The sequence below is a fragment of the Gardnerella sp. c12Ub_1 genome, from assembly GCF_055804375.1.
In genome coordinates, this window is the sequence record NZ_JANUZC010000001.1 from 712,448 (window position 1) to 736,949 (window position 24,502).

A 24,502-nucleotide genomic window follows, 5' to 3' on the forward strand; every position below is an offset into this window, starting at 1 on the left:
CACTATCCCCTAACATTGGGAAGGATTTCGCGACTCGCGAATAATTTTCATGACATTTTCATGACATATTATCCAAAAATGCTTTAGCTTCATTAGCATTGCTAAAAACAATGCCGTCTTCAGAAATTTTGCCATCTATAATTTGATTAGCGTGATTCATGGCTTTAAGAGTTGCTTCGTTGGGAACAGACAAGTTACTATTCAAGGTAATATTTTCTTTAATTTTATTTTTCCAATCATAAAATTCATTAATACTAGACATTCCAATGCATTCAATAACATTTTTGGAACAACTTGGCACTTCAACGCAAAGCGCACTTAGTAATTTCTCAATCTTCTCTAAAAACTCTAGATAATAGTTAGTGTCTAAGAATAAGTCGAAATCTTTAATAAGCTGAAAAACTGTTGCATTGAAACTATGTGGTCTAGCACAATACAAACGTTCATCATGCGCACAAATATTTCTGAACTCTTTAATTCTTCTATAAGTAGAATCAATTTTTATTGACGTAATATCTTTTTGAGAACAGTGTGAAGAATTATAAAGTTCAGTATATTCCCTAGCAACCAAACCTCTCATGCATCTAGTTTGAACTTTGTAAAACCAGAATATCTGTCCGAAAGTTAGGTCATTAGATAAAACCCATAATGGAACCTGACCATCGTGATTATTGATACAATGCCGTATGTATTCTTTCCCTAGATTTAATTTTTTATTATTTGACGTATTATTTTCTATAATTCGATTAAATGCTCTAACTAAACCGCGCGATTCCTTTGGATCTTCATAATTAGCTTCATTAAGGTAAGCATTGACTTCATTATCGTGAATCTGGCTAAAACAATATGAACATGATGACCTTAACAATGCTTCTGTTCTAGTTGTAGCCGCAAAAATAATACCACGAAGTTCGCGATCAAATTTAAAAAGATAATAAATGTGTTCAAACTTTGTTCCTTGAACATATTTATTCGAATTTTTTGATTCAAGAAATGGATTTTTATACCCATTCACAACGCTATAGTAACCTTCTCTTTCAAGTATTTCCATAGCTTTAAGCTCATCAGAAAACACTACTCCTCTAGACTTAAGCAATTTTATTTGTTGCTTGATAGTAGTAAAAGGCTTATAAATCACCATCATTCCCACCAAATCCCCCGCCATTAGATGCACGAAGAGCCAATCAATCACTTGATTGGCTCTTCGCGAACCAGACACAGCCTGGCTTCACCACGTATCTATTCTACAAAAGAAACTAATATTTGTCAAAAAATAAACAAACTATATATAGCACACAACTAAATATAGCTATACACAAAAAGTGCCCCGAATCAGAATCGAACTGACGACACCCACTTTAGGAGAGTGGTGCTCTATCCACTGAGCTACCGAGGCAGTTTAGTTGATTGCAGCGCGCAACACGCAAAACGAAACATGCGCACGCTTCTTGCAAAGCAACAAATGGCAATTATACACCATGGCGTGGTTTACGCGCTATAACGCGCTCAAGATTCACGATTCAAGATTCGACTGTGTTCCAGCCGTCGCAGCTGTAGCTGACTGCTCTACCTGAGCCGCATCAAGCTTAGCGCGAACCGATGCAAGTAAGCCCTGCGCACGCTTTGCTAGCGCTTCTCCAAGTTCCCATTGATGCATAGACTGATCTAAAGTCAAACCGCCAGCCTCAAGAGCTTTAACAGCTTGCACAAGCTTTTCGCGCGCTTCTTCGTAAGGCATTGCGTTAATCGCAGCTCGCTCTTCGCTGCTAAGCGTGCTAATCGCGTCAGCTTTTGCACTTGCGTCTTTTATTTCGTCACTCATAATCATCCTTTTCTAATATTTTATTTAAGATTTTTATTTAAGATTTTGCGTTTTTAGTTTTATAATTTTATAACTTTATAACTTTACGACTTTTCTACAGAAGTAACATTAGCTGTAATCAAGCCACTTTTAAGAGTAACTGTTATATCATCGCCAGTTTTTACACGACTAGAATCGTCAAGTACTTTCCCGCCGCTAATTTGCACAACCGCGTAACCGCGATTAAGCGTTGATTGCGGACTGAGAGCCGTAATACTGGCATGCGCCTTTTCAACAGTCAAACTAGCGTCGTCCAGAAGCCGCACCAAACCATGCCTCATGCGTTCAACCGCCTGCTGCACAAACAACTCATGCGGCTCCAGCATAGTGGTTGGCTGAGTAATACTTGGCCTATTTGCGTATCCCTCAATAAGCTGAATCTCGTTGCTAACTCGCGCAGAAATCCTCATGCGCGCGTGTTGCAAAGCGTTATCAATCAACTGCCATTGCTCGTTAACATCTGGAACAACGCGCTTTGCTACATCTGTAGGCGTAGAAGCTCGCATATCTGCCGCCAAATCAATAAGCGTCCAATCATCTTCGTGACCAATCGCAGAAACAATCGGAGTTACGCAAGCAGCCGTAGCGCGAACCACGCCTTCGTCCGAAAATCCAATCAAATCCTCAAAGCTGCCGCCACCGCGCGCAACAATAATCACATCAACCTCTGGGTCTGCGTCTAACTGCTTAATGGCCGCAATTACGTCTGATGGACATTGCACACCCTGAACATGCGCGTGAACCACCTTAAAACGCGTTACAGGCCAGCGCAAATTGACGTTTGTAATAACATCTCCCTCGGCTCGAGCTTGAGGCGCACACACCAGTCCAATGCACTTTGGAAACTCGGGCAGCGGCACCTTATTTTCCGCGTCGAACAAGCCTTCGCCTTTAAGCTTTTTGCGCAACTCATCTATTTGCGCTTTTAAGTCGCCAGCACCAACACGCCTAATTTCGTCGGCAACAAAGCTCAATCGTGTTGCTTTTACCCAAATATCTGCCTTGCCGTGAACAACTACCCTATCGCCTTGATGCAAATCTTTAGCTTGCTGAACAAACTTACTAAAGCCCATTATGGAGATTGAAACGTCTTCATTGCTGTCTCTAAGCGTTATGTAGCCAGATGTAGACCTTCGCATGTTGATTTCAACAATCTGACCTTCTACCCAAGCCGCAGGCCACTTTTCTACAGCACCATGGAACTTTTGGCTTATAACACTTACTGGCCAAGGATTTTCAGCACTTGTTTCACTTGCGCGTAAAGGTAGCGTGCGCTGTGTAGTACTGCTTTGGCTGTCGTAAACATTTTGACTAGCATTATTCTGGCTAACTTCATTTTGATTAACGTTGTTATTTTTAGAATCGCCAGAATCGTGGTTAAAAAGCGTCATATTTAGCAAAGGCATATACCAAGTTTCTTTTAGAAGATGGACAACAAGAGTTTAAAAGATTCGCAACAAGCACCTAAAGCACACAAAACACGACACGCCGTAACTTGCAAATAAAGCGATTCTGAGTATAGTTATTACTCGGCTCAAGAAAACGCCAACGCCCCTTTAGCTCAGTTGGCTAGAGCAGCTGACTCTTAATCAGCGTGTCCAGGGTTCGAATCCCTGAGGGGGCACAAACAAAACCCAAGCTTTGCGGCTTGGGTTTTTTCGTATTTATATTTTTAATTACACAAATATGATTCATATATGATTTCTTCCTGTATTCCAACAAAAATCTGAATATTAGAGGCGCTTTCTTCATTTGCACAATAACGCTTAAAACACAAAAGTAAACATTTTGCGATGATTATAAAAAGATAAAAATTCAAAGAACACAAAACTACACACAAAACTACACACAAAACTACACACAAAACTACACACAAAACGACACACAAAACGACACACAACGAGCTATGTGCAATTCTTCAATAGAAAATACAAAAGACCCCACGAGTTTCCTCATGGGGTCTTTTCTAAGCCTTAGCTAATATCTTCAGATTAGAAAATCAGAAAATACTAGGCAAGAATCTTGGTCACACGACCAGAACCAACGGTACGGCCACCTTCACGAACTGCAAAGGTCAAGCCCTCTTCCATTGCGATAGCCTGGATCAACTCAACAGTGAAGGTTGCGTGATCGCCTGGCTGAACCATTTCGATGCCGTCTGGCAAGGTGATAACGCCAGTAACATCGGTGGTACGGAAGTAGAACTGTGGACGGTAGTTGGAGAAGAATGGCGAGTGACGGCCACCTTCGTCCTTGGTCAAGACGTAAACTTCGCCTTCGAACTTGGTGTGTGGAGTCACAGAACCTGGAGCAGCCACAACCTGACCACGCTCAACATCGGTACGGTTGATACCACGGAGAAGAAGACCAGTGTTATCGCCAGCCTCGGCCTCATCCATCTGCTTGTGGAAGGTCTCGATAGAGGTGACGGTGGTGGTCTGGGTATCGCGCAAACCAACAATCTCAACTGGGGTGTTGATTGGGAGCTTACCACGCTCAACACGACCGGTGACAACGGTACCACGACCGGAGATGGTGAACACATCTTCGATTGGCATCAAGAATGGCTTGTCAAGATCGTGAGTTGGGGTTGGGATGTACTCGTCAACAGCCTTCATGAGTTCCTTGACGGTCTCTACCCACTTGTCGTGGTCTGGAGCGTCATCATGCAAAGCGCCGTAAGCGGAAGTACGGATGACTGGGCAATCGCGATCGAAGCCGTTTTCTTCGAGGAGGTCACGAACCTCTTCTTCAACGAGGTCGATAAGCTCTTCGTCGTCAACCATATCGCACTTGTTCAAAGCAACAAGAATTTTTGGAACGCCGACCTGCTTAGCAAGCAAGACGTGTTCACGGGTCTGAGCCATTGGGCCGTCGGTAGCAGCAACCACGAGGATTGCGCCATCCATCTGAGCAGCACCAGTGATCATGTTCTTAACGTAATCAGCGTGGCCTGGGGCGTCCACGTGAGCATAGTGGCGTGCATCCGTCTGATACTCGATGTGGGCGATGTTAATGGTAATGCCGCGCTCCTTCTCTTCTGGAGCAGCATCGATCTGATCGAAGTCATACTGAGGGTTCAGATCTGGATATTCGCCATGAAGCACCTTAGAAATAGCCGCGGTCAAGGTAGTCTTACCGTGATCAACGTGACCAATGGTACCAATGTTAACATGCGGCTTAGTACGCTCGTACTTTTCCTTTGCCATGTGTTTGTCCTCCTGGACGTCTCGTAGTTTGCTTCACAATCTTATGTGAAGCCTCTAGCTACATATTTACTGGGTTTCTGGGTTAGGTGCCACTTCGGTGCCAGAACCCAGTCAACGTACGAAATTTTAGCGTTGACTAGGGACACAAAACACCGAAGTAGCGTGCGCTTTTACTCGCCGCGCTGGGCTTTAATAATCTCGTCCGAAACGGCCTTTGGAACTTCCGCGTAAGAGTCCATTTGCATGGTGAACATTGCACGTCCCTGAGTCTTGGAACGAAGATCACCAATGTAACCGAACATCTCACTCAGTGGAACCTTAGCGTCAATAACCTTAACGCCAGTAGCGTCGGTCATAGACTGAATATTTCCACGACGGGAGTTCAAATCGCCCATAACGTCGCCCATGTACTCTTCTGGAGTACGAACTTCCACAGCCATAATTGGCTCGAGGATTACTGGGTGAGCCTTAGGAGCAGCTTCCTTGAAGCACATGGAACCTGCAATCTTGAAGGCCATTTCCGAAGAATCAACGTCGTGAGTCTGACCGTCGGTAACGGTTGCCTTAACGCCAACCACTGGGAAGCCTGCCAAAACGCCAGATTCCATAGCTTCCTGCACACCTGCGTCGATGGAAGGAATGAATTCCTTAGTAATGTGGCCACCAGTGACCTCGTTAACAAACTGATAGACTTCGCCAGATTCTGGATCGATTGGCTCGAAGTTCATCAAAACCTTTGCGAACTGACCAGAACCACCGGTCTGCTTCTTGTGGGTGTATTCCTGGTTCATAACAGCCTTGCGAATGGTTTCGCGATAAGCAACCTGTGGCTTACCAACATTCGCTTCAACCTTGAACTCGCGGCGCATACGATCCACAATAATGTCGAGCTGAAGCTCGCCCATACCAGAAATCAAAGTCTGACCAGATTCTTCGTCGGTCTTAACCTGGAAGGTAGGATCTTCGTCGGAAAGCTTAGCCAAAGCCAAGCTCATCTTTTCCTGATCTGCCTTCGTCTTTGGCTCCACAGCAACCTCGATAACAGGATCTGGGAATGTCATGGATTCCAAGGAAATTGGGCTCTTTTCGTCGCACAAGGTGTCACCCGTGCTAACGTTCTTCAAACCAACGAAGGTGTAAATGTTTCCAGCTTCTGCAGAATCTACAGGATTTTCCTTATCTGCGTGCATCTGGAAGATCTTACCAACGCGTTCCTTCTTGGACTTAGTGGAATCGTACACGGAGTCGCCTGGCTTAACTTCGCCAGAGTACACGCGCACGAACACAAGCTTGCCGTAGAACGGATGAGTGGAAATCTTAAAGACCAATGCAGCAAATGGATCTGTATTTACTGGCTTACGATCAATCTCAACGGATTCGTCGCTTGGATCAAAGCCCTTAATAGATGGAACATCTTCTGGGCTTGGAAGGAAGTCAACAACAGCATCCAGCATTGGCTGAACGCCCTTATCCTTAAATGCAGAACCGCAAGTTACTGGGAAGGCTTCGCGAGCAATAGTAAGCTTGCGAATACCCATGCGAATCTCTTCTTCGGAAAGCTCTCCCGATTCAAGATACTTCTCAAGCAACTCTTCGTCGGCTTCTGCAACCTGATCCATAAGCTCGGCACGATATTCTTCTGCACGCTCTTGCAAGTCGGCAGGAATGTCAACGGTGTCGTAATGAGCACCCATATCGTCCTTAACGTCATTCCAAACGTAAGCCTTCATACGAATCAAGTCAACAACACCAAGGAAGTCGTTTTCAGCGCCGATTGGAAGCTGAATAACGAGTGGCTTAGCGCCAAGCTTTTCCTTAATTGTCTTAACAGAATAGTAGAAGTCTGCGCCCAACTTATCCATCTTGTTGATGAAGCAAATACGTGGAACGCTATACTTATCTGCCTGACGCCAAACGGTTTCAGACTGAGGCTCCACGCCTTCCTTACCGTCGAACACTGCAACAGCACCGTCGAGAACACGCAAAGAACGCTCTACCTCGGCGGTAAAGTCAACGTGTCCTGGTGTATCGATGATGTTGATTTGATAGCGGTCATCTGTGTCATGGGTTTGACGCTGCCAGAAGCAAGTGGTTGCAGCAGACTGAATAGTAATACCGCGTTCCTGCTCCTGCGCCATAAAGTCCATGGTAGAAGCGCCATCGTGAGTTTCACCAATCTTGTAATTCTTACCAGTGTAGTAAAGAATACGCTCGGTGGTAGTAGTCTTACCAGCATCGATGTGCGCCATGATGCCGATGTTACGAACCATATTAAGGTCGTTAAGCACATCTTGTGCCATATTATTATCCTTAGCTCTTTAAGATACCGATTATCTTGTGGATTACCAGCGATAGTGAGCAAAAGCCTTGTTTGCTTCTGCCATCTTGTGGGTATCCTCGCGGCGCTTTACAGAAGCACCCAAGCCATTGGAGGCATCGAGAATTTCGTTAGCCAAACGCTCAGCCATAGTCTTCTCACGACGAACGCGAGAGAAGTCGGTAAGCCAGCGCAACGACAAGGTGTTTGCACGAGCAGGCTTAACTTCGACTGGAACCTGGTAGGTTGCGCCACCAACGCGGCGGGAACGAACCTCGAGGCTTGGACGAATGTTATCGAGAGCGCGCTTCAAAACAGAAACTGGCTCCTGCTCGGTCTTTGCCTTCACCTGCTCAAGAGCGGTGTAGACGATGTTTTCTGCGATGGACTTCTTGCCATCGAGAAGAATTTTGTTAATCAACTGAGCCACGACGGTCGAGCCGTAGATTGGATCAGGAAGCAGCTGATGCTTTTTTGCAGGTCCTTTACGTGACATGTTTTACTTCGCCTTCTTTGCTCCATACAGGGAACGACCCTGCTTGCGGTCCTTAACACCCTGGGTATCGAGAGCGCCACGCACGATGTGGTAACGCACACCTGGGAGATCCTTCACACGGCCACCGCGCACAAGCACAATGGAGTGCTCCTGCAAGTTGTGACCTTCGCCTGGAATATAGGCGGTTACTTCAATACCCGAGCTGAGGCGCACACGAGCAACCTTACGAAGCGCAGAGTTTGGCTTCTTAGGAGTGGTTGTGTACACACGAGTGCACACGCCACGACGCAACGGGCTACCTTTCAAGGCCAAAGTCTTTGACTTCTTAGGCTTGGCCTGACGTCCCTTACGGACGAGTTGTTCAATCGTAGGCAACTTAAGTTCTCCGATTCATTAATGTCTTCTATTTGGTGAAACCGCAGCACTGCAGCACACCTTAAACCTGAATCGGTTAAAGAGAAAAGCCACAGTCCACCGGCCCGATGGCCCTTGCGCCTCCAGACGCACATTACTGCGCGCTATCTTTGGCACTTGGGATATCCCAACCAGCACGCCTATTACATAAGGCACGCCGTTGGCACACACAAAGTACTATTATACACATTTGCTTGACAATTAAAAACCATTTAAGCAACTATGCACTGGAGCTACTCAAGCAAACTACTTAAGAATCGGCCTTGCAGGAGCAGAAACATCCAAAAGCTGACGATTGCCGATTTTACTTGGATCGCTAATAATCGTTTCCACAATCGCCTTTTTAAGCTCCAAATCCGAAGAATCGCCCCAAACAACAATCCTATGAACTTCTCCGCTTGGGCCAGGGTAAGAAACTTCTGTTTCAACAGAATCCTGCGTTTTTGCACTAACACGGATAACGTGAGACCTAAAATCTTGAGAAAGCGAGCTTACAATTTTCAACGCTTCCTTAACAGCCCTGCTGTTTAGACTTTTACTAACGTCGCTAACTTCTATAACTGGTATTCCGCTCGTAGAAACGTTTTGAACAGCGTTTAAGACTCTACCCTTAACATCTACAGCAGTAAGTTTTTCGCCATCTTTTGCTTTAAGCATTGCAGCAGGTTTTTGCGCACGAACAGTTATTTGCAAACCGTGCGGGAATTGCTTTACAACCTTTGTTTCTGTTACGCCAGGTATGTTGTTTAATTGCTCAATTATTTGCTGAGAAGAAACCAAAAACAGCGACTTATCTACTTGATTAGACGCAATTGACGCGATTTTCTGTTCGCTCACCCATTCGTTAGATCCAAAAATGTGTATATTTTTAGAATCAAGACGGAAGAATGGAGATAAAAATAGCATCCAGCAAAGCAAAGCGATTAACGCAAACGCAAGAAAAGCGTAGGCAAATCGCAGCAAAATGGTACGTATTTTAGCAAAATTCTTTTCTTTTTCGCGAGCGCTAAAATCTATTACTTTAGGTCTAGATGTAATTCCAAGAGGACCAGAACTAGACTTTAACGTTTGCTTTACAAAATCAACTACGGAAAGTCTTCTTGCATCTACAAAAGCATTTTTAGAAGATTGATTTTCTAACGAGCTACTCGTAGTCGCTTTTTTGCTATTAGATAAATCACTTTTAGCTAATCTTGTAGAATCTTGTGAGTTTAGATTGGATTGAATTGACCTTCTATGCGCATCAAGATTAGTAGACTTAGAAAAATTAGAAGACTTAGGGAAATTATCAGTCGTAGCAAAAGTGGATGTAATAGACCTAGTATGCTTAATAGAGCTAGCAGATTCATTAGGATTATTAGGCTCATTGGATTCATCATTGCTGGAAGACTTGCCAAAAATCATTCGACCCATAGCTATCACTCACCTACTTCCACTTGCATCTATACGCGACTTTATTTGCGACTTTATTTGCGACTTTACAGATTGCTTATTATCGCTTGTTTGCCGACTATTATTGCCCATTTAGCTTATTGCTTTAAGCGTAACTCTTCTAGCATAACAGACGTCATAGTGGTAATGCTTCCAGCACCAACCGTAAAAAGTACATCTCCACTATTAGCTCGGCGAGCAAGAAGCAAAGCACCATCCTTCATGTCTTCTACAGCTTCAATATTGCAATTAAGCGCACATTCTTTAGCTGCGTTAACAATAGTCGAAGCGTGAATATTTGGAAAATCTTCCTGCTTTTCTCGAGCTGGGAAAATGCCTGTTACGATTACGTCATCTGCAAGAGATAAAGCAGAAGCAAATTCGCGCGCAAAAGAGCGCGTTCTAGAAAACAGATGTGGCTGGAAAAGCACGCGAATCGTAGAATCTGGATACCTTCTTCTTGCAGCGCGCAAAAGAGCGTCGATTTCTGTAGGATGATGCGCGTAATCGTCTACAACCGTTACTCCGCCAACGCATCCGCGAATGTCAAATCTTCTAGAAGCACCAAGGAAGCTCGAAGCTCCATCTGCTGCATCTTTAGGATTCATGCCCAAAAGTGTTGCTGCAATAATCGCAGCACACGCGTTTCTAGCATTATGTAAGCCTGGAATCATAAGATTAACGCTTATAGAATCGCCGTTAAAGTCAATAGCAAACGACTCACTGCCACTACCCGTCTGTTCGCTTTCGTGATTAATAAACGCAAACTTTACAAGGCTTTTTACTCTATTACTTAAGCAAGAAACACTATTCTTACTACTTGCGTAGGCGATTGTTTTTTTAAGAGAATCATCGCTTAAATCCTCTAAAACAGCGCGAGCGCCATCATCATCTGCACAAATCACAACAAATCCTAGAGCATGGCTTAAATGCTCAACAAACGCTGCGCGATAATTTTGCGCATTTCCATAATGGTCTAGGTGGTCCGCTTCTACGTTTGTAACAATTGCAATATATGGATTGTATTTTTCAAAGCTGCCGTCTGATTCGTCCGCCTCCGCAACCATAACACTTCCGCAACCAGCATGACCTCCGTCAACTTCGCCGCCGCCCTGCGCTTGAATCGAACCGCCAATCGCATAACTCGGGTCTGCTAAATCGCCTTTACCACAAACTTTCAAAATATGAGCCAAAAGAGAGCTTGTTGTAGTCTTACCATGCGCTCCCGCAACAGTCACACCTTTTTTAGAGCTTAAAAGTAAAGATAAAATGTCACTTCTGTGAACAAGTTTTACGCCATTTTGCGCAGCCGCCACTACTTCTGGATTATTTGGCTTAATCGCGCTAGAGTACACAAGAATATCTGCATTTTTTACATGGCTTGCACTTTGACCAATTTGCACATTTATGCCGAGTTCTTCTAAGCGACTTGTGTGGTCGCTTTCTTTACTATCGCATCCGCTTACACTAACGCCTTCTTCGTGCAACATCTCTGCTAAAACGCTCATTCCAGCGCCGCCAATGCCAATAAAATGCACAGAACCTAAAGAATTTACAGTTTGATCTTTACTAAAAGCAGCACAAATAGGATTCATATTAATTTCCATGATTATTTTTTGCTTTCTTTTGCAATCTTAAGAATATGCTCTGCCATTACTCTTGCAGCATTACGAATGCCGTATTTCCAAGCCTTTTCGCGCATCTTGCAAAGCTCGTCTGGGTTATTAAGCAATTTCAACACGTTTGCGCGAATCCAATCATCGCTAAAATCGCAATCGTTTACAATAATCGCCCCCCCTGCGTTTGCAACAGGTTGTGCGTTAAATCGCTGCTCACCGTTTCCAATTGGAAGCGGCACGTAGATTGCAGGAACGCCAATCGCAGAAACTTCTGCAACAGTTCCAGCGCCCGATCGGCAAATAACCAAGTCCGCGCAAGCAAAAGCCCAATCAATTCGCTCTAAATATTCACAAATATGGTAATCACCAAGGCCTGCATGCTCTGGCTTAATGTCGTTTATTTGATTAAGACCAGCCGAACGCTCAACATTATCTTTAACTTCTTTAGATTTTCCGCTACCTGTAAGATGAATGATTTGCGCGCATTTTAGTAAATCGCCAGCAGCAATAGAAACAGCTTCATTAATGCTTTTAGCACCCAAAGACCCGCCAGTTACAAGAATAATCGGCCTGCTAGGGTCTAGTCCAAGATTTTTAGCGCCTTCAAATCTAGCTAAATCAATGTCTTGAGTAATCTTTGCGCATAAATCGGATATGGATTTTCTAAGAGGAAGACCAACTCTTATAGCTTTGCTATTCGACGCCGCCTTTGCGACTAAACCAGTGCCATCGTAAACGCACCCAATCATGCTTGCCCAACGCGCGCCAAGCTTATTTGCCATTCCAGCGCGCGCATTTTGCTCATGAATCACAATAGGCAAATGCATTTTATGCGCTTGTGCATAAACTGGAGCAGACGCGTAACCGCCAAATCCAACAACAATATTCGCATGCCTTTGCTCAAGAATCTTAGCAACCTTGCGCGTTTCGCGAATCCACTTAAAAGGAAACTTAAGCATGTACAAATTAGGTTTTCTAGGGAATGGAACTTTTTCAATAACGTCTAATGGCAGACCAGACTTAGGAACTAGCGTTTTTTCTAAACCAGCATTAGTGCCAATAACACTGATTTCTACCGACTCATCTAAATCTTTTAATGCATGCGCTACAGAAAGAAGAGGATTAACGTGACCAGCAGTGCCCCCGCCTGCTAGAACAACATGCAAAGAATTGCTATCTTTATATTGATCTTGCGCCAATTCGCCACCTACAATCTGCTTATTTAATAATCCCAATCAGAAATCCCAATCAGAACTAATCTACTTAAAACTTTAATATATGACTTAACAATTAAATATAAATTAAACAAAATTTTTACGAAAAGCGGATTTTATAATTTTATAATACTTTCCCAATTTTGATTAACACTTGTTTTTGATTAACACTTGTTTATTATTGAGCTGATTAATCACCACTTTGCTGCCGCGATTTTGCACGCTTTAATGACCATTTATTCCCAAATTTTATGTTCGGATTGCTCTTAATAAAACTATCCGCAACACCCATCGCAAGAAGACACATAACAAGAGAAGATCCACCTGCGGAAACAAATGGCATAGGAACGCCCATAACTGGCAAAATCTGAACAACAACCAAAATGTTTATTAGTCCTTGGCCAACAATCCAAGTAGCAATGCTAATAAGAGATATTGAAACAAGCTTATTTGTTGATTGCAAGGCAGAAGTTAGCAAGCACCATCCAATTACAATGTAAAGAAGGATTACGCAAGAAGCAACAATAAAGCCCATCTCTTCGCCAATGATTGCAAAAATAAAATCGTTGTGAGCATACGGCAAATAATTCCACTTTTCTCTAGAATTACCTATGCCAACTCCCATTATTCCACCAGACGCCATTGCGTATTGCGCATGAATCGACTGAAAACAAACGCCTCTAATTGACTTTGCATCGCATCCATGAATCGTAGCAAGAATACGACGCATACGATTTTGGCTAGTTACAACAAGCAATAAAACCGCTGCACAAGCCGTTATAAGGGCCACAACAAGCCATTTTGTAGGGAATCCTCCCACATAAAATGCCACAACAGCAATAAGCAAAATAATAAGAGCTGTACCAAGATCCTTGCCTGCAACAACTAAAAGAACCGAAACACCCAAAGCTGCAACTGTTGGAATATATGCGCGCATAGCAACACGCTTATAAGCCTTTTTTGCAAGAATAAGTGCCATTGGTAGCCAAATGCATATAGCAAGTTTGGTGATTTCTGCTGGTTGCATTGTAAGCGGGCCTATTTTAATCCAGCTAGCATTACCATTAACCTCGTGCCTAATACCTGGAACAAAAGTCAAAAATTGCATAAAAACCGATATTGCGTAAATGGTAATAATCCTGCTTTTATAAAAATCAACAGGAAGATGCGAAAAAATCAAATATCCAGCAAGACCAATAACGCAATAAAACAGTTGGCTCATTCCAGAACCCCAAGGGCCAGCTCCGTAAGTAATCATCGTTACCGACGAGCTTGAAAACACCATAAATAAGCCAAAAACGGTTAATATTACAACAGATATTCTTAGTCCAAAAAGACACCACAATGGGTTAAAAATACTGCGAATACCAACGTATTGCTTAAAAGCCTTTGTATTATCACTAAATGTTTCTTTAACGCCAAAAGCATTATTTGAAGACTCCACTTTACTGCCAAAAATGCCAAAACCGCGTTTTTTAAGCTTTTTAGGGCTTCTAGAACTTGATGAGCTAGCTTTTTTATTGTTCTCATTCATGGCTCTTAACCCATCGCTCAGATTCTTTAGCAAAACGATTGCCACGATCTGCGTAAGAAACAAATTGATCCATAGAAGCGCATGCTGGTGCCAGAAGAACAACATCTCCAGGCTGCGCGTACCTTCCAGCAGCTTGAACAGCTGTAGAAATAACTTTTTGACCCAAAGTAGAATCCGCGCTAAGAACTGGCGAGTTCTCAACCTCTTTAAGAACGCGATCATCTACAGAATCAAAAGATTCGAAACCTTCGCCATTCGCAGAAACTATTGTTACAGGAATACCCTGGCCTTTAGAATTAAGCGCTTCTACAATCGGCTTTTGATCTAGTCCAATAACAACAACAGCCTTAATAATACTACGATTTTGATTAACTAAATCTTCAAAATGACCGCCTTTTGCAAGGCCTCCAGCAATCAAAATTACGGATTTTTTGCCAAAACTAGAAATAGAAGCGGCAGCAGCGTGAGCGTTAGTAGCTTTTGAATCGTCCACAAAACGAATCGAGTGTTCTGGAAGACTATCTTTAGCTTTTAGAGTTGCAACAGTTTGAATCCTATGCCCTCCTGGAGCAAAGTTGCACAATGCTTTAACTGCATTTTCAACGTCTTGTTTTAAGCCAAGAGTTAAAGATAGTGCAGTTAGTGCGTCTGCAAGAAGATGAGGATACACGCTTCCATCTGGCTCGCATAAATGTTTTAGTTCTTTTAGCGCTACTATTTTAACTGGCTCGCCAATTTTTGCGCCAGCAACGCCACTTTTGTCTACAATCCAGCCATTTTCAACGCCTATTTCTCCGCATTTTGGAGCGCTGAGCGTAAAACCGATTTTTTTACAACCATCTTTGACTTGTGCATTTTTTGCTAATTCGCTAACTCGTGAATCTTGAGCATTGTACACAAGCGCTTTTTTAACACCATTAAAAACTTTCGACTTATCTTTTGCATAAGCTCCAATGCCGCCGTGCCAATCCAAATGGTCAGCCGCAATATTAGTAATCGCAGCGCAATCCAACTCTAAGGAATTAGTAAAATGAAGTTGGAAAGAGCTTAATTCAACACATAACGCGTCGTGTTCTTTTTCTAGCGCAGCGTAAGAAACAGACTTGCCAATGTTGCCAACTGCAGGAGCATCTAGACCGCAAGCTGTAAGCATATCGGAAGTCATCTCTGTTGTAGATGTTTTGCCATTCGTTCCCGTAATTCCAATCCATGCAGCTGGAAGACTTGTTTTAAGCGACTTTACGCGCACAAGCCACGCAAGCTCCACTTCGCTGATAACTGGAATATTGCGCTTTTGAGCCTCTAGAATAAAAGGCGTTCTAGGGTTAAAAACTGGCGATGTTACAACGGCATCAATCGCGTTCCAATCGATTTTAGAAAAATCGTGGATTTGTGCTTCCTCTTTGCGTTCGTCTGCGCTAGTCGCATTAGCGCCAACAGTTTTAAGCACTTCCATAGCTCCTATGCCAGAAACACCTAATCCTGCTACAAGAACGTTATGGAACGGGAACTCATTGTGTAAAGAGAACTCCTTGCACAAATCATTTGCAACATTGCTCATATAATCACCCTAAATCAACAATCCAGAACGGCCTGCCCAATCCGCATAGAACGTCATCAATGCAGACAGAACAAACATAAGCTCAATCATCCAAAAACGAACAACAACTTTGCCTTCTGCCCATCCAACAAGCTCAAAATGATGATGAATTGGCGCCATTTTGAACACGCGCTTATGCGTCAACTTAAAGCAACCAACCTGAATCACATCGCTGCAAGTTTCTGCAACAAAAAGTCCGCCTAAAATAACAGCCAAAAACTCTGTGTGAGTAGCAATGGAGAGCGCAGCAAAAAGGCCACCTAAAGCCAAGGAACCAGTGTCTCCCATAAACACTTGAGCAGGATTTGAGTTGTACCACAAGAATCCAAAGCAAGCAACAGCAGCACAAACAGAAATAATTGTTAAATCAAGCGGATCCGATACAGCATAAGAGAATCCAAAATGACCGCCGCCTTTAACGTGGTAGCTTTCCCAAAAAGCAATAAGCGCATATCCTGCAAAAGCAATCATAGAAGATCCAGCAGCAAGCCCGTCTAATCCATCTGTAAGATTTACAGCATTAGACCATGCAGCCATCAAAAAGTTTACCCAAACAATAAAAATTACAATTCCTATTGCTTTGCCAAACATAGAAAAATCAAAGAATGGCTTTTCTATAAAACTCATGCCAGGCTGCGCGCTTGCAATGCCCGACTGAGTTGGAAGCATAAGAGCCAAAAGCGCATAAATGCTTGCAAAAATAATCTGACCGAATAACTTTGCTCGCACAGAAAGGCCAAGATTCTGCTTTTTTCTAACCTTTGCAAAATCATCAACAAAACCTAAAAAGCCCATTGAAAGCATTGCAAAAAGAACAAGAACTGCAGACCAAGAAGGCGTTCTGCCAACAGAAAAATACCTGTATAAAGCAGATGCAGCCCAGCCAACTACAACAGCAAGATTAATAACAACACCGCCCATTGTAGGAGTGCCACGCTTAACTAAATGGGATTGCGGGCCGTCTTGGCGAATGTATTGTCCGTAATTTAATCGGTGTACTAAGCGGATTAAAAGCGGCGTGCCAACAATAGTTACTATTAGCGAAACCACTATTCCCACAATAAGCGCAATCACAGGTTAACCTCCGTATGTTTGTTAAGGCTAGCGTTAAGACTCTTACTAAGTTTAGCCCAGCTTTCAGCCAAAACACTCAGCCCCGAAGCATGAGACCCCTTTAACAACACAACAGTACTAGAATGCTCACCCACAAGACTCCAAACAATATTATTCGCCTCAATACAATCATGCACAAAGTACACGTTGTTTTTAGAATCAACATTGTTATTTTGATACTTATTTACAATGTTATTTCTGTTATTTCTGTTATTTTGCCAATTATCTCTAGCACCTTTAGCTATGCAAGAAGCTAATTCATCTAATTTTTCACTCGTGGAAGATCCAACGGAAATTATTGCGTCAATATTCTTTTGTGCAACATATTTTCCTATAGACTCATGCATGTTATATTCGTCTTTTCCAAGTTCCAACATTGAGCCTAAAACAGCGATTCTAAAAAGTTTAGTGGATGAAGACTTGGCAGAATCGGCAGAATTTGCAGAATCTGCAGAATCGTCGGAGTTAGAAGAGTTAGCGGAATTAGAAGAATCATTTGACTCATAAGAGCATAATCCGTCAATTCCTGCTTTCATAGAGTCTGGATTTGCATTAAATGAATCGTCAATAAGTGTAAACTTTTTATCATCTTTGCAAATAACAGAAATTTGCATGCGATGCGGACTAATATGCGAAACTTTATTCAAAACTAGAGCAATGTTTTTAAGACTCATTCCAAAATATCGTGCAACATTTGATGCAGCAAGAGCATTCATAACATTGTGCGCGCCAGGAAGCGCAAGATGTAGTGTTGCACTATTTTCGCTAGTCGCGATGTTTACACTATCTGCACTATTTTCGCTAGTCGCACTATTTTCGCTTTCGATAATCGTAAATTTTGCACAACCACTTTCGTCTAAAGAAATATCTTGCGCGCGCAATTGATAATTGCCATTATTCGACGCATCAAAATTGCCATTATTATCAACATTTAAGCCAAACCAGCGAACTTTATCTTGATCAGCCAGCTTGCTCATAGACGCAACGCGAAAATCATCTGCATTCAAAATCGCAACACCATGAGGCAAAAGTCCCCTAACAATCTCACTCTTAGCTTGCGCAATTTTTTCTACAGATCCAAATTCGCCCAAATGAGCAACACCAACTTTTAATACGACCGATAAATCAGGAGGCGCAATAGTTGTGAGCATTGCAATTTCTCCAACATGATTTGCACCCATCTCCGCAATAAGGAATCGCGTATTCTCGTTTACACGCAAAGACGTTAATGGCAATCCAATCTCGTTATTAAAAGACCCAACGGGCGCAACTGTATTGCCAAGCGTTGAAAGCAAAGCATTAAGCATATCTTTTGTGGTAGTTTTTCCAACGGAACCAGTTATGCCAATAATACTAAATGGCGTATTTAACGCGCGGCGGCGAACTAAATTATGTTTTGCTAAAAGCCCAAGCGCTTCAACCGAATTTTTAACAACGATTTGAACAATCTTGTTTTGCACACTTTCATCTAGCAAAACAGCATGTTCCACAATCGCAGCTTTGGCTCCAAGTTGAGCTGCTTTTTGAACAAAATCGTGTCCGTCTACTCGCTCGCCCTTTATAGCAATAAATACCGCTCCGCAAGCAACGTTACGCGAATCACTTGTAGCGAAATTAACAATATCGGTGCCTTTTACATAATCGCAAGACGCCGAATCGCAAGATGCAGACGAACCACATAAAAGCTCGCTTGCGTTAACAGCATCTGCTACCTCTTTAATGCTCATAGGCATCATATGAGTGCTATCTTGCGTAAAAACAGTGTCTGTAATTTTATTTTGCTTGCTATTTTGCTTGCTATTTTGCTCTATTGAAAACATTTTCTGCTCTTAAATATTGGTTTCTATTTTAGTTCGTGAGATACTCGCAACGCGCTCTTAATTGTTCCTCTTCTAACACCAGCAGCAAGAACCATTGCGATTGAAAGAGAAAGATGTTTACTAACACTTTTGCCGCCGATTTGATCTGCTAATGCAGCTAACTCATCGGATTCCCTAGAACGCATTACACAATAAGATCTTTCGTGACTTATAAATCCATACCTTTGTTGCAAATTATAAAAACTCATTACAGGGCGCGCAGATTTTACGCTTGATTCGTCAATCTTGGAATCGTTCTTGTAATCAATCTTAGAATCATCTTTTTTATTACTATATATAAGTGATTCCGATGATTCTTTAGACTTAGACTCATGCGAATCTTGCGAATTTTGCGAATCTTCTGAATTAGCATCCACTTTAGATTTGGCTTCTAATGTGCCGCTTGCTTGCGACTTATCTTTTGAATTTGCCAAGCTTGAATCATATGCCAAATCGCCACCACTGTGTTCAATAGCTTGCGAACTGGAATCTGACTTATACAAATCAAGACTTCCTGCCATTGCGAGCGCATTATTGCTTTCAACTCCAAGAACATCAATGTTTACAGATTGCAAAGCGTCTTTTTTAAGAGTTGCAGAATTTAACGCTATAACAACAGCTGCAGCACCATCTTCTACACATACCGACAAATTGTGCTGAATATCCACTATTCCAAGCGGATATTCTAAATCCAGTTCTCGCTGAAGAGAATTAGACCCCGCAGCGCTTATAACACCAATTGGGTTGCCAAGCATATGAAGAAAATCTGCTAAACGTATAACATTTGCGTAGACTTCGTCATCATCATCGCCAGCAACCGCAAAAGTCGCTATAAAAGAAGATGGGTCATTATTAACATCGCAAGCAAGTTTGCCCAAAGTTACTGGATTGTTGGAAGAAACTAAAAGTGGAATACCAACGCTCATCGCTTCGGACCTAAACTCTGGAGTAACCATTGCTGCGTATGCTCCAGCATCTCTAGCAGCTTCCAATTGTCTTTTATCTACACGATTTGCAGGAATAAAAAGACACCCAGGCTTAACATTCCTAACATCACACGCTAAAGACGTAATTGTTATTCCAGAAGCAAAAGATGGTATTACTTCAAAACCGTATTGTTGTGCAGCAAAACCAAGAGTTACTCTTGTTCTAGAAAATTCATCAACAGCATTCATACTCGCACTCGCCCTCGTTCGCTATCTATTACCATTGTACAGCAATAGGATCGGTGCGAGGAGTCGATACTGGAACGTTGTACTTTTGCATTAGGAACTCGCCTATTGTTTTTATAATAGTCGCCGCAGTATAAACACCGAATGTACCTTCTGGATTGCTTAATGCTACAGTTATTGCAAAACGTGGATTATCTACAGGCAATATTGCTGCGCAATCTGCAACAATAGAGCTAAGAGCTCCGCCAAATCCAGCAACTTCTGCAGTACCACTCTTTGCAGCAATGCGATATCCATTAACAGATATGTAGCTACCGTAATATTCTGCAGCGGACTCCATAGCATTTAACATTTGATCAGCAACATGCTCATCCAACACCCTAGTGCCTTCTGGCCTCTTGCGCTCCGTAACTCTACCATGAGGGTCAATTACAGACTTTATAATCGATTGCTTAAGTCTTACGCCTTTATTTGCGATTGTTGATATAGCATTAGTTATTTGCAAAGCGTTTGTTGCATAACCCTGACCGAACAAAACAGTGTTTTGCTTACGACCATCCCACGATTGAACACTCGGAAACAAACCTTGGGATTCTCCTTGCAAGCCTAATCCAGTATATTGTCCAATTCCAAACTTAGACAAAAACTCATAACGCTTGTTATTTGGATATTTTTCGCCAGCCATAATCATGCCAACGTTAGAAGATTCCTTCAAAATGCCTGCCAAAGTGAGCCTCATAACACCATGATTATGAGCGTCGTGGAAAAGCTGACCCTGCTTTTCAATGCTTCCTGGAACAGCAAACTTATCTGATAACGAGCGCGCGCCCGTCTGAAGCATGCCTGCAACTGAGAAAACTTTACCAATGGAGCCTGGCTCAAACACTTGGCTAACAGCTTTAGAAACAGACGCTCTAGCTTCGGCAGAACCAGCTTTAATACTATCGCTATCTTCTAGAGCAACGATTTCTCCAGTGCGAATATCTTGAACAACAGCAACGCCCCATCCAGCTTTATACCTGTTAATGCCATCTAGAAGAACCTTCTTAACGTACCAATCTACATCGCTATCAATAGTTAGCTTTATGTCGTTACCGTTTACAGCATCTTTATATTCGCTTACCGTTCCAGGAATTTTCTCATTTCCAACGTTATTTCCCTGGTATTTTTGATATCCATCTTTACCAGTTAGAACCTTATCTTGAGAAAGCTCTAGTCCAGATTCGCCAATTTCTCCTCTTCTGCCCTTTGCTTCCTTGCGAGCGCTTTCTTCAGCGTCTTTAACGGAACCGATTAAAGCACCAAGAATAGGGCCACTCGAGTATACGCGTTCGCTACTGTTTTCTGCATAAACACAACCAGAAAGATTAAGCTTGTCTATTGCGCGCTTAACAGAAGGCTTAACATTTCTTTTAATAACAGCGTAACGTCCTACGCCTGCAATCTTGCCGCCTATTTCAACAGAACTCATATGCAAAATAGGAGCCAAAAGACGTGCTACAGCAACAGCGCCAGTTCCTTCAACATCTTTGCCATTAATTGCATGACAATTCCCAGCAGTTTGCTTTGTGCAAGGAGTTGGCTTAAAAGACTGAGCGTTCATAGGGTCTGCGATTATGTTGTATCTTTCAACGCTTTGAGCTAAAACGGTACCGTTTGCGTCTAAAATACGACCTCTACGAGCGAGTATTGGACGAGTTCTGCTACGTTCTGCCTGCGCCGCCTGAGCAGTAGAACGTGCATTGATTAACTGTATAAAGCTAAGCTTTACTATTGCTATAGACGCAATAAACGCGAATATCATTGCAACAGCAATACACTTTTTTGCAAAAACCGTGTTTCGTATAACGCTAGTTTGAGCGCCATAACGTGCATTAGCTCCAGAAGAAGCATAACCAGAACCAGAACGCGCGGCATTACTGCCGTATGATCTGTACAACTTACTCGTATTGAATCTGCTCTTGCTGATTTTGCTCACTCTGCTTGTAGTAGAGTGCAACTTTTTACCAGCAAGTTTGGCATAATACAATACTGTTTTCATTTTGCCTGAGTATTTGGCGAAACGTTGCTTGATTAGGCGGTTCATCAATGTTTCTCCTTATTTTTTTGTTCTGGCTGTTGTTTAGTTTGTTGTTTAGTTTTGTCTGATTTAGTTTTGTCTGGTTTAGTTTTATCTGGTTTAGTTTGTTGTTGTTTAAGTTTTTGCTTTGCTTGCTGCTGTTTAGCTTGCTCCTGTTTAGCTTTTTGAGCTTCAATAGCAGCTTGTTCTGCCTTCTTTTTATTGGCATAAGCACTTAAATCAACTGTTATTGCTCCCTGTTGTGGAATCATTCCCATATCTTGTGCTTTTGCTGGAAGATCCGCTTCTAGCGCATCTAACATTGTTTGCGCAGTTTCCACATCTTGACGAAGCCTAGAGATACTTGATTGAGTGGCAGCTTGTTCAAAAGATATCTCCGCCATTTTTGTTCGCAACAACAAAGACGTAGTAGGCGTAACAAAAAGGAAAATAACAACAATAATCAAGTTGAAAAGAGGAGCTTTACGAGTGTTACTCCACTCTATAACTCTATGTAAGTGATTCATTACTGTGTAAGACCTACGGTCAGAGGCACTAAACACTAATGGAATCGACTTTAAAACGCGATTTTGCCTTGAATTATTACCAGCTGCCTTCTCGTTTACTCGCCCAGCAGGAGCAGATGAATTTGCATAAGACGCAGCAATCCTAGAAGCACGGTTTTTACTTGGCTTATCCATTAGAACCTGCCTCCTTTGCTGTTATTTACACCATTCGCTTTAGAAGAAGAACGATGCAAAGATGAATCTTCTCCTTGAGCAATAGCTGTAAAGTCTTTAATCCACCTATCTGGAATATCTCTAATAAGCTCCACTGCGCGTAAGCGAACAGAAGAAGACCTTGTATTATTTGCAATTTCTTCTTTAGATGCTTTAATAGCTCCGCGAGTTAAAGACTTAAAGAAAGGTTTTGCACTTTGCGGAATAATTGGCATATTTGCTGGAACATCTACTTCTAAGCCTTTATTCATAAAACGCTTAACCGTAATATCTTCCAAAGAATGATAAGACTCAACAACAATTCTGCCACCGTTATTTAAGCGCAAAGCAAGCTTTGGCAGAGTCCTAGAAAGCTTATCTAGCTCTCCATTAACTTCGATTCTAAGAGCCTGAAAAACTCGTTTAGCTGGATTTCCTGGAGCACGATGAGCACGCGGAATAACATGATCCACTAAATCAACAAGTTGACCAGACGTTTTTATTGGATTCTCTTGTCTAACTTGCACTATTTTTCTTGCGATTGGCCCAGAAAAACGTTCTTGACCATACTCACGGAATATTTGAGCAAGACTGGATGCACTATAAGTAGCAAGAATGGTTTCAGCAGTAACACTTTGAGTTGTATCCATACGCATATCTAAGGCTGTGTTATGAGAATAAGAAAATCCTCTATCTTCCTCGTCTATTTGCAAACTAGAAAGACCCAAGTCCATAAACGCTGCGTCAATCTTATCGATTTCTAAATCTTCAAGAACTTTGTCAACTTCATCAAATGCAGCATGCACTGGAATAAAACGAGTCTCTAAGCCTTCGTCGCGCATTCTTTTTGTCGCTAAGCCAAGAGCTTCACTATCTCTATCTATTCCAATAAGAGTTGCAAGTGGAGCAGCTTTAAGAAAAGCTGTTGCGTGACCCGCAAGTCCAAGAGTGCAATCAACAACAATAGAATCTTTGTGATCTAATGCTGGAGAAACAAGATCTACGCAGTCTTCCAACAACACTGGCGCATGAATTGTAGATAAATCTTTCATTGTGCCACCGCCGGAAGAACATCATTTGCAATATCTGCATAATCTTGCTCTTTATCTGCAAGATAATTGTTCCAAGCAGATTTGTTCCATATTTCTGCGCGAGTTCCAACACCAATTACAACAATCTCATCTCCAAGATTTGCATAATCCCTTAGCATTGGAGGCACCACTATACGTCCTTGCTTATCTGGCTCCTGATCAACAGCGCCAGAAAGGAAGACTCTAAGGTAGTCTCTTGCAGACTTATTACTCATAGATGTGAGCTGAATCTGAGTTGTAATACGCTCAAACTCTTGCATTGGAAGAACATAAACGCATCGCTCTTGTCCGCGAGCCATAACAAAACCATCACCCAACTGGGATCTGAATTTTGCAGGTAAAGCCACACGTCCCTTTGCATCTATTTTTGGAGAATAAGTTCCAAGAAGTATCGGATTCTTTACGTGATTATTAGCCTGACTTTGCAAATTATTAGCACCAAAAACCGCGTCTTGAGGCAAAGGAGTGGATGTAAAAGCCGAAGACATAGGTTGAGGTTGCATAACAGGCTGCATAACAGGCATTTGAGGCATTTGCTGCGCTTGATACATTGGCGGCATTTGCGGCATCACATAATAAGGCTGAGCGTACGCTTGAGAATTTTGCATTGGCATATGCGCATCTTGAGCATTAGCTTGAGCCGTATTTTGAGAATCATAACCAGATGGATTTTGAGCATGCTTAAAGGAGGAATTGGCTTTATCTTGCGCATTTGCGCCAGCTTTATTACTAGCCATAAATCCATCTCCTTTTCAACATGCAATATGCCACTTGCACATCATTCACCATTTTAC

Annotated in this window: 19 protein-coding genes and 2 tRNA genes; 1 reads left to right on the forward strand and 20 read right to left on the reverse strand. The window is 42.4% G+C overall.

Features of this window, described 5'->3' with window-relative positions; genetic code table 11:
- Window positions 1-58: 58 nt before the first annotated feature.
- From NYP65_RS02860 to xseA, 4 genes are all read right to left on the reverse strand, one after another.
- Window positions 59-1,144: an Abi family protein gene (locus NYP65_RS02860; protein WP_473410777.1), complete on the reverse strand. Its 1,086-nt coding sequence runs from the start codon at window positions 1,142-1,144 to the stop codon at window positions 59-61.
- 179 nt (window positions 1,145-1,323) lie between these two features.
- A tRNA-Arg gene (locus tag NYP65_RS02865) sits at window positions 1,324-1,396 on the reverse strand.
- A 117-nt stretch (window positions 1,397-1,513) separates the two neighbouring features.
- Window positions 1,514-1,822 (reverse strand): exodeoxyribonuclease VII small subunit, encoded by a 309-nt coding sequence (locus NYP65_RS02870; protein WP_473410584.1) that lies wholly within the window; start codon window positions 1,820-1,822, stop codon window positions 1,514-1,516.
- An 83-nt stretch (window positions 1,823-1,905) separates the two neighbouring features.
- Entirely contained in the window at window positions 1,906-3,267 is a 1,362-nt protein-coding gene (gene xseA / locus NYP65_RS02875; RefSeq protein ID WP_473410585.1) for an exodeoxyribonuclease VII large subunit, read from the reverse strand.
- Between the two features lie 144 nt (window positions 3,268-3,411).
- Between xseA and NYP65_RS02880 the strand changes: the two genes are divergently transcribed.
- Window positions 3,412-3,485: transfer RNA gene (locus NYP65_RS02880), tRNA-Lys, on the forward strand.
- 385 nt (window positions 3,486-3,870) lie between these two features.
- On the opposite strand, the gene tuf is transcribed toward NYP65_RS02880, so the two are convergent.
- The 16 genes from tuf to mraZ form a co-directional block, all read right to left on the reverse strand.
- Window positions 3,871-5,070 (reverse strand): elongation factor Tu, encoded by a 1,200-nt coding sequence (gene tuf, locus NYP65_RS02885; RefSeq protein WP_065189551.1) that lies wholly within the window; start codon window positions 5,068-5,070, stop codon window positions 3,871-3,873.
- A gap of 170 nt (window positions 5,071-5,240) precedes the next feature.
- The gene (fusA, locus tag NYP65_RS02890) at window positions 5,241-7,370 is read right to left on the reverse strand and encodes an elongation factor G (protein ID WP_004130136.1); all 2,130 of its coding nucleotides are present in this window, start codon (window positions 7,368-7,370) and stop codon (window positions 5,241-5,243) included.
- Between the two features lie 42 nt (window positions 7,371-7,412).
- Window positions 7,413-7,883, reverse strand: coding sequence for a 30S ribosomal protein S7 (gene rpsG / locus NYP65_RS02895; protein WP_004127577.1), 471 nt, complete (start codon window positions 7,881-7,883; stop codon window positions 7,413-7,415).
- Window positions 7,884-7,886: 3 nt separating this feature from the next.
- Window positions 7,887-8,258, reverse strand: coding sequence for a 30S ribosomal protein S12 (gene rpsL, locus NYP65_RS02900; protein WP_003813881.1), 372 nt, complete (start codon window positions 8,256-8,258; stop codon window positions 7,887-7,889).
- A gap of 285 nt (window positions 8,259-8,543) precedes the next feature.
- Entirely contained in the window at window positions 8,544-9,710 is a 1,167-nt protein-coding gene (locus NYP65_RS02905; RefSeq protein WP_473410778.1) for a cell division protein FtsQ/DivIB, read from the reverse strand.
- 116 nt (window positions 9,711-9,826) lie between these two features.
- Entirely contained in the window at window positions 9,827-11,335 is a 1,509-nt protein-coding gene (gene murC, locus NYP65_RS02910; RefSeq protein ID WP_473410586.1) for a UDP-N-acetylmuramate--L-alanine ligase, read from the reverse strand.
- A gap of 2 nt (window positions 11,336-11,337) precedes the next feature.
- Complete coding sequence (locus tag NYP65_RS02915; RefSeq protein ID WP_032843026.1) at window positions 11,338-12,546, reverse strand: UDP-N-acetylglucosamine--N-acetylmuramyl-(pentapeptide) pyrophosphoryl-undecaprenol N-acetylglucosamine transferase; 1,209 nt, start codon at window positions 12,544-12,546, stop codon at window positions 11,338-11,340.
- A 205-nt stretch (window positions 12,547-12,751) separates the two neighbouring features.
- Window positions 12,752-14,095: an FtsW/RodA/SpoVE family cell cycle protein gene (locus tag NYP65_RS02920; protein WP_473410587.1), complete on the reverse strand. Its 1,344-nt coding sequence runs from the start codon at window positions 14,093-14,095 to the stop codon at window positions 12,752-12,754.
- Window positions 14,088-15,656, reverse strand: a complete 1,569-nt coding sequence (murD, locus tag NYP65_RS02925) for a UDP-N-acetylmuramoyl-L-alanine--D-glutamate ligase (protein ID WP_473410588.1) — start codon at window positions 15,654-15,656, stop codon at window positions 14,088-14,090. Before murD ends, NYP65_RS02920 begins: the two co-directional genes overlap by 8 nt.
- A 9-nt stretch (window positions 15,657-15,665) precedes the next feature.
- A complete protein-coding gene (gene mraY / locus NYP65_RS02930) occupies window positions 15,666-16,769 on the reverse strand; it encodes a phospho-N-acetylmuramoyl-pentapeptide-transferase (RefSeq protein WP_018619883.1) in 1,104 nt (367 codons plus the stop codon).
- Window positions 16,766-18,628, reverse strand: coding sequence for a UDP-N-acetylmuramoyl-tripeptide--D-alanyl-D-alanine ligase (locus NYP65_RS02935; RefSeq protein ID WP_115761769.1), 1,863 nt, complete (start codon window positions 18,626-18,628; stop codon window positions 16,766-16,768). Before NYP65_RS02935 ends, mraY begins: the two co-directional genes overlap by 4 nt.
- A gap of 23 nt (window positions 18,629-18,651) precedes the next feature.
- A complete protein-coding gene (locus NYP65_RS02940; RefSeq protein WP_115761768.1) occupies window positions 18,652-19,842 on the reverse strand; it encodes a UDP-N-acetylmuramyl peptide synthase in 1,191 nt (396 codons plus the stop codon).
- A 28-nt stretch (window positions 19,843-19,870) separates the two neighbouring features.
- Window positions 19,871-21,925: a peptidoglycan D,D-transpeptidase FtsI family protein gene (locus NYP65_RS02945; RefSeq protein ID WP_115761767.1), complete on the reverse strand. Its 2,055-nt coding sequence runs from the start codon at window positions 21,923-21,925 to the stop codon at window positions 19,871-19,873.
- The gene (locus NYP65_RS02950) at window positions 21,925-22,599 is read right to left on the reverse strand and encodes a hypothetical protein (protein WP_473410589.1); all 675 of its coding nucleotides are present in this window, start codon (window positions 22,597-22,599) and stop codon (window positions 21,925-21,927) included. Before NYP65_RS02950 ends, NYP65_RS02945 begins: the two co-directional genes overlap by 1 nt.
- A complete protein-coding gene (gene rsmH, locus NYP65_RS02955) occupies window positions 22,599-23,669 on the reverse strand; it encodes a 16S rRNA (cytosine(1402)-N(4))-methyltransferase RsmH (protein WP_115761765.1) in 1,071 nt (356 codons plus the stop codon). The genes NYP65_RS02950 and rsmH overlap by 1 nt, the downstream gene beginning before the upstream one ends.
- Window positions 23,666-24,445, reverse strand: coding sequence for a division/cell wall cluster transcriptional repressor MraZ (mraZ, locus tag NYP65_RS02960; RefSeq protein ID WP_115761764.1), 780 nt, complete (start codon window positions 24,443-24,445; stop codon window positions 23,666-23,668). The genes rsmH and mraZ overlap by 4 nt, the downstream gene beginning before the upstream one ends.
- Window positions 24,446-24,502 lie beyond the last annotated feature (57 nt).

Coding starts and splice junctions, on each gene's coding strand:
- NYP65_RS02860 (WP_473410777.1), bottom strand. CDS start 1,144: ATGATGGTGATTTATAAGCCTTTTACTACTATCAAGCAACAAATAAAA.
- NYP65_RS02870 (WP_473410584.1), bottom strand. CDS start 1,822: ATGAGTGACGAAATAAAAGACGCAAGTGCAAAAGCTGACGCGATTAGC.
- xseA (WP_473410585.1), bottom strand. CDS start 3,267: ATGCCTTTGCTAAATATGACGCTTTTTAACCACGATTCTGGCGATTCT.
- tuf (WP_065189551.1), bottom strand. CDS start 5,070: ATGGCAAAGGAAAAGTACGAGCGTACTAAGCCGCATGTTAACATTGGT.
- fusA (WP_004130136.1), bottom strand. CDS start 7,370: ATGGCACAAGATGTGCTTAACGACCTTAATATGGTTCGTAACATCGGC.
- rpsG (WP_004127577.1), bottom strand. CDS start 7,883: ATGTCACGTAAAGGACCTGCAAAAAAGCATCAGCTGCTTCCTGATCCA.
- NYP65_RS02905 (WP_473410778.1), bottom strand. CDS start 9,710: ATGGGTCGAATGATTTTTGGCAAGTCTTCCAGCAATGATGAATCCAAT.
- murC (WP_473410586.1), bottom strand. CDS start 11,335: ATGGAAATTAATATGAATCCTATTTGTGCTGCTTTTAGTAAAGATCAA.
- NYP65_RS02920 (WP_473410587.1), bottom strand. CDS start 14,095: ATGAATGAGAACAATAAAAAAGCTAGCTCATCAAGTTCTAGAAGCCCT.
- murD (WP_473410588.1), bottom strand. CDS start 15,656: ATGAGCAATGTTGCAAATGATTTGTGCAAGGAGTTCTCTTTACACAAT.
- NYP65_RS02935 (WP_115761769.1), bottom strand. CDS start 18,628: ATGTTTTCAATAGAGCAAAATAGCAAGCAAAATAGCAAGCAAAATAAA.
- NYP65_RS02940 (WP_115761768.1), bottom strand. CDS start 19,842: ATGAATGCTGTTGATGAATTTTCTAGAACAAGAGTAACTCTTGGTTTT.
- NYP65_RS02945 (WP_115761767.1), bottom strand. CDS start 21,925: ATGAACCGCCTAATCAAGCAACGTTTCGCCAAATACTCAGGCAAAATG.
- NYP65_RS02950 (WP_473410589.1), bottom strand. CDS start 22,599: ATGGATAAGCCAAGTAAAAACCGTGCTTCTAGGATTGCTGCGTCTTAT.
- rsmH (WP_115761765.1), bottom strand. CDS start 23,669: ATGAAAGATTTATCTACAATTCATGCGCCAGTGTTGTTGGAAGACTGC.
- mraZ (WP_115761764.1), bottom strand. CDS start 24,445: ATGGCTAGTAATAAAGCTGGCGCAAATGCGCAAGATAAAGCCAATTCC.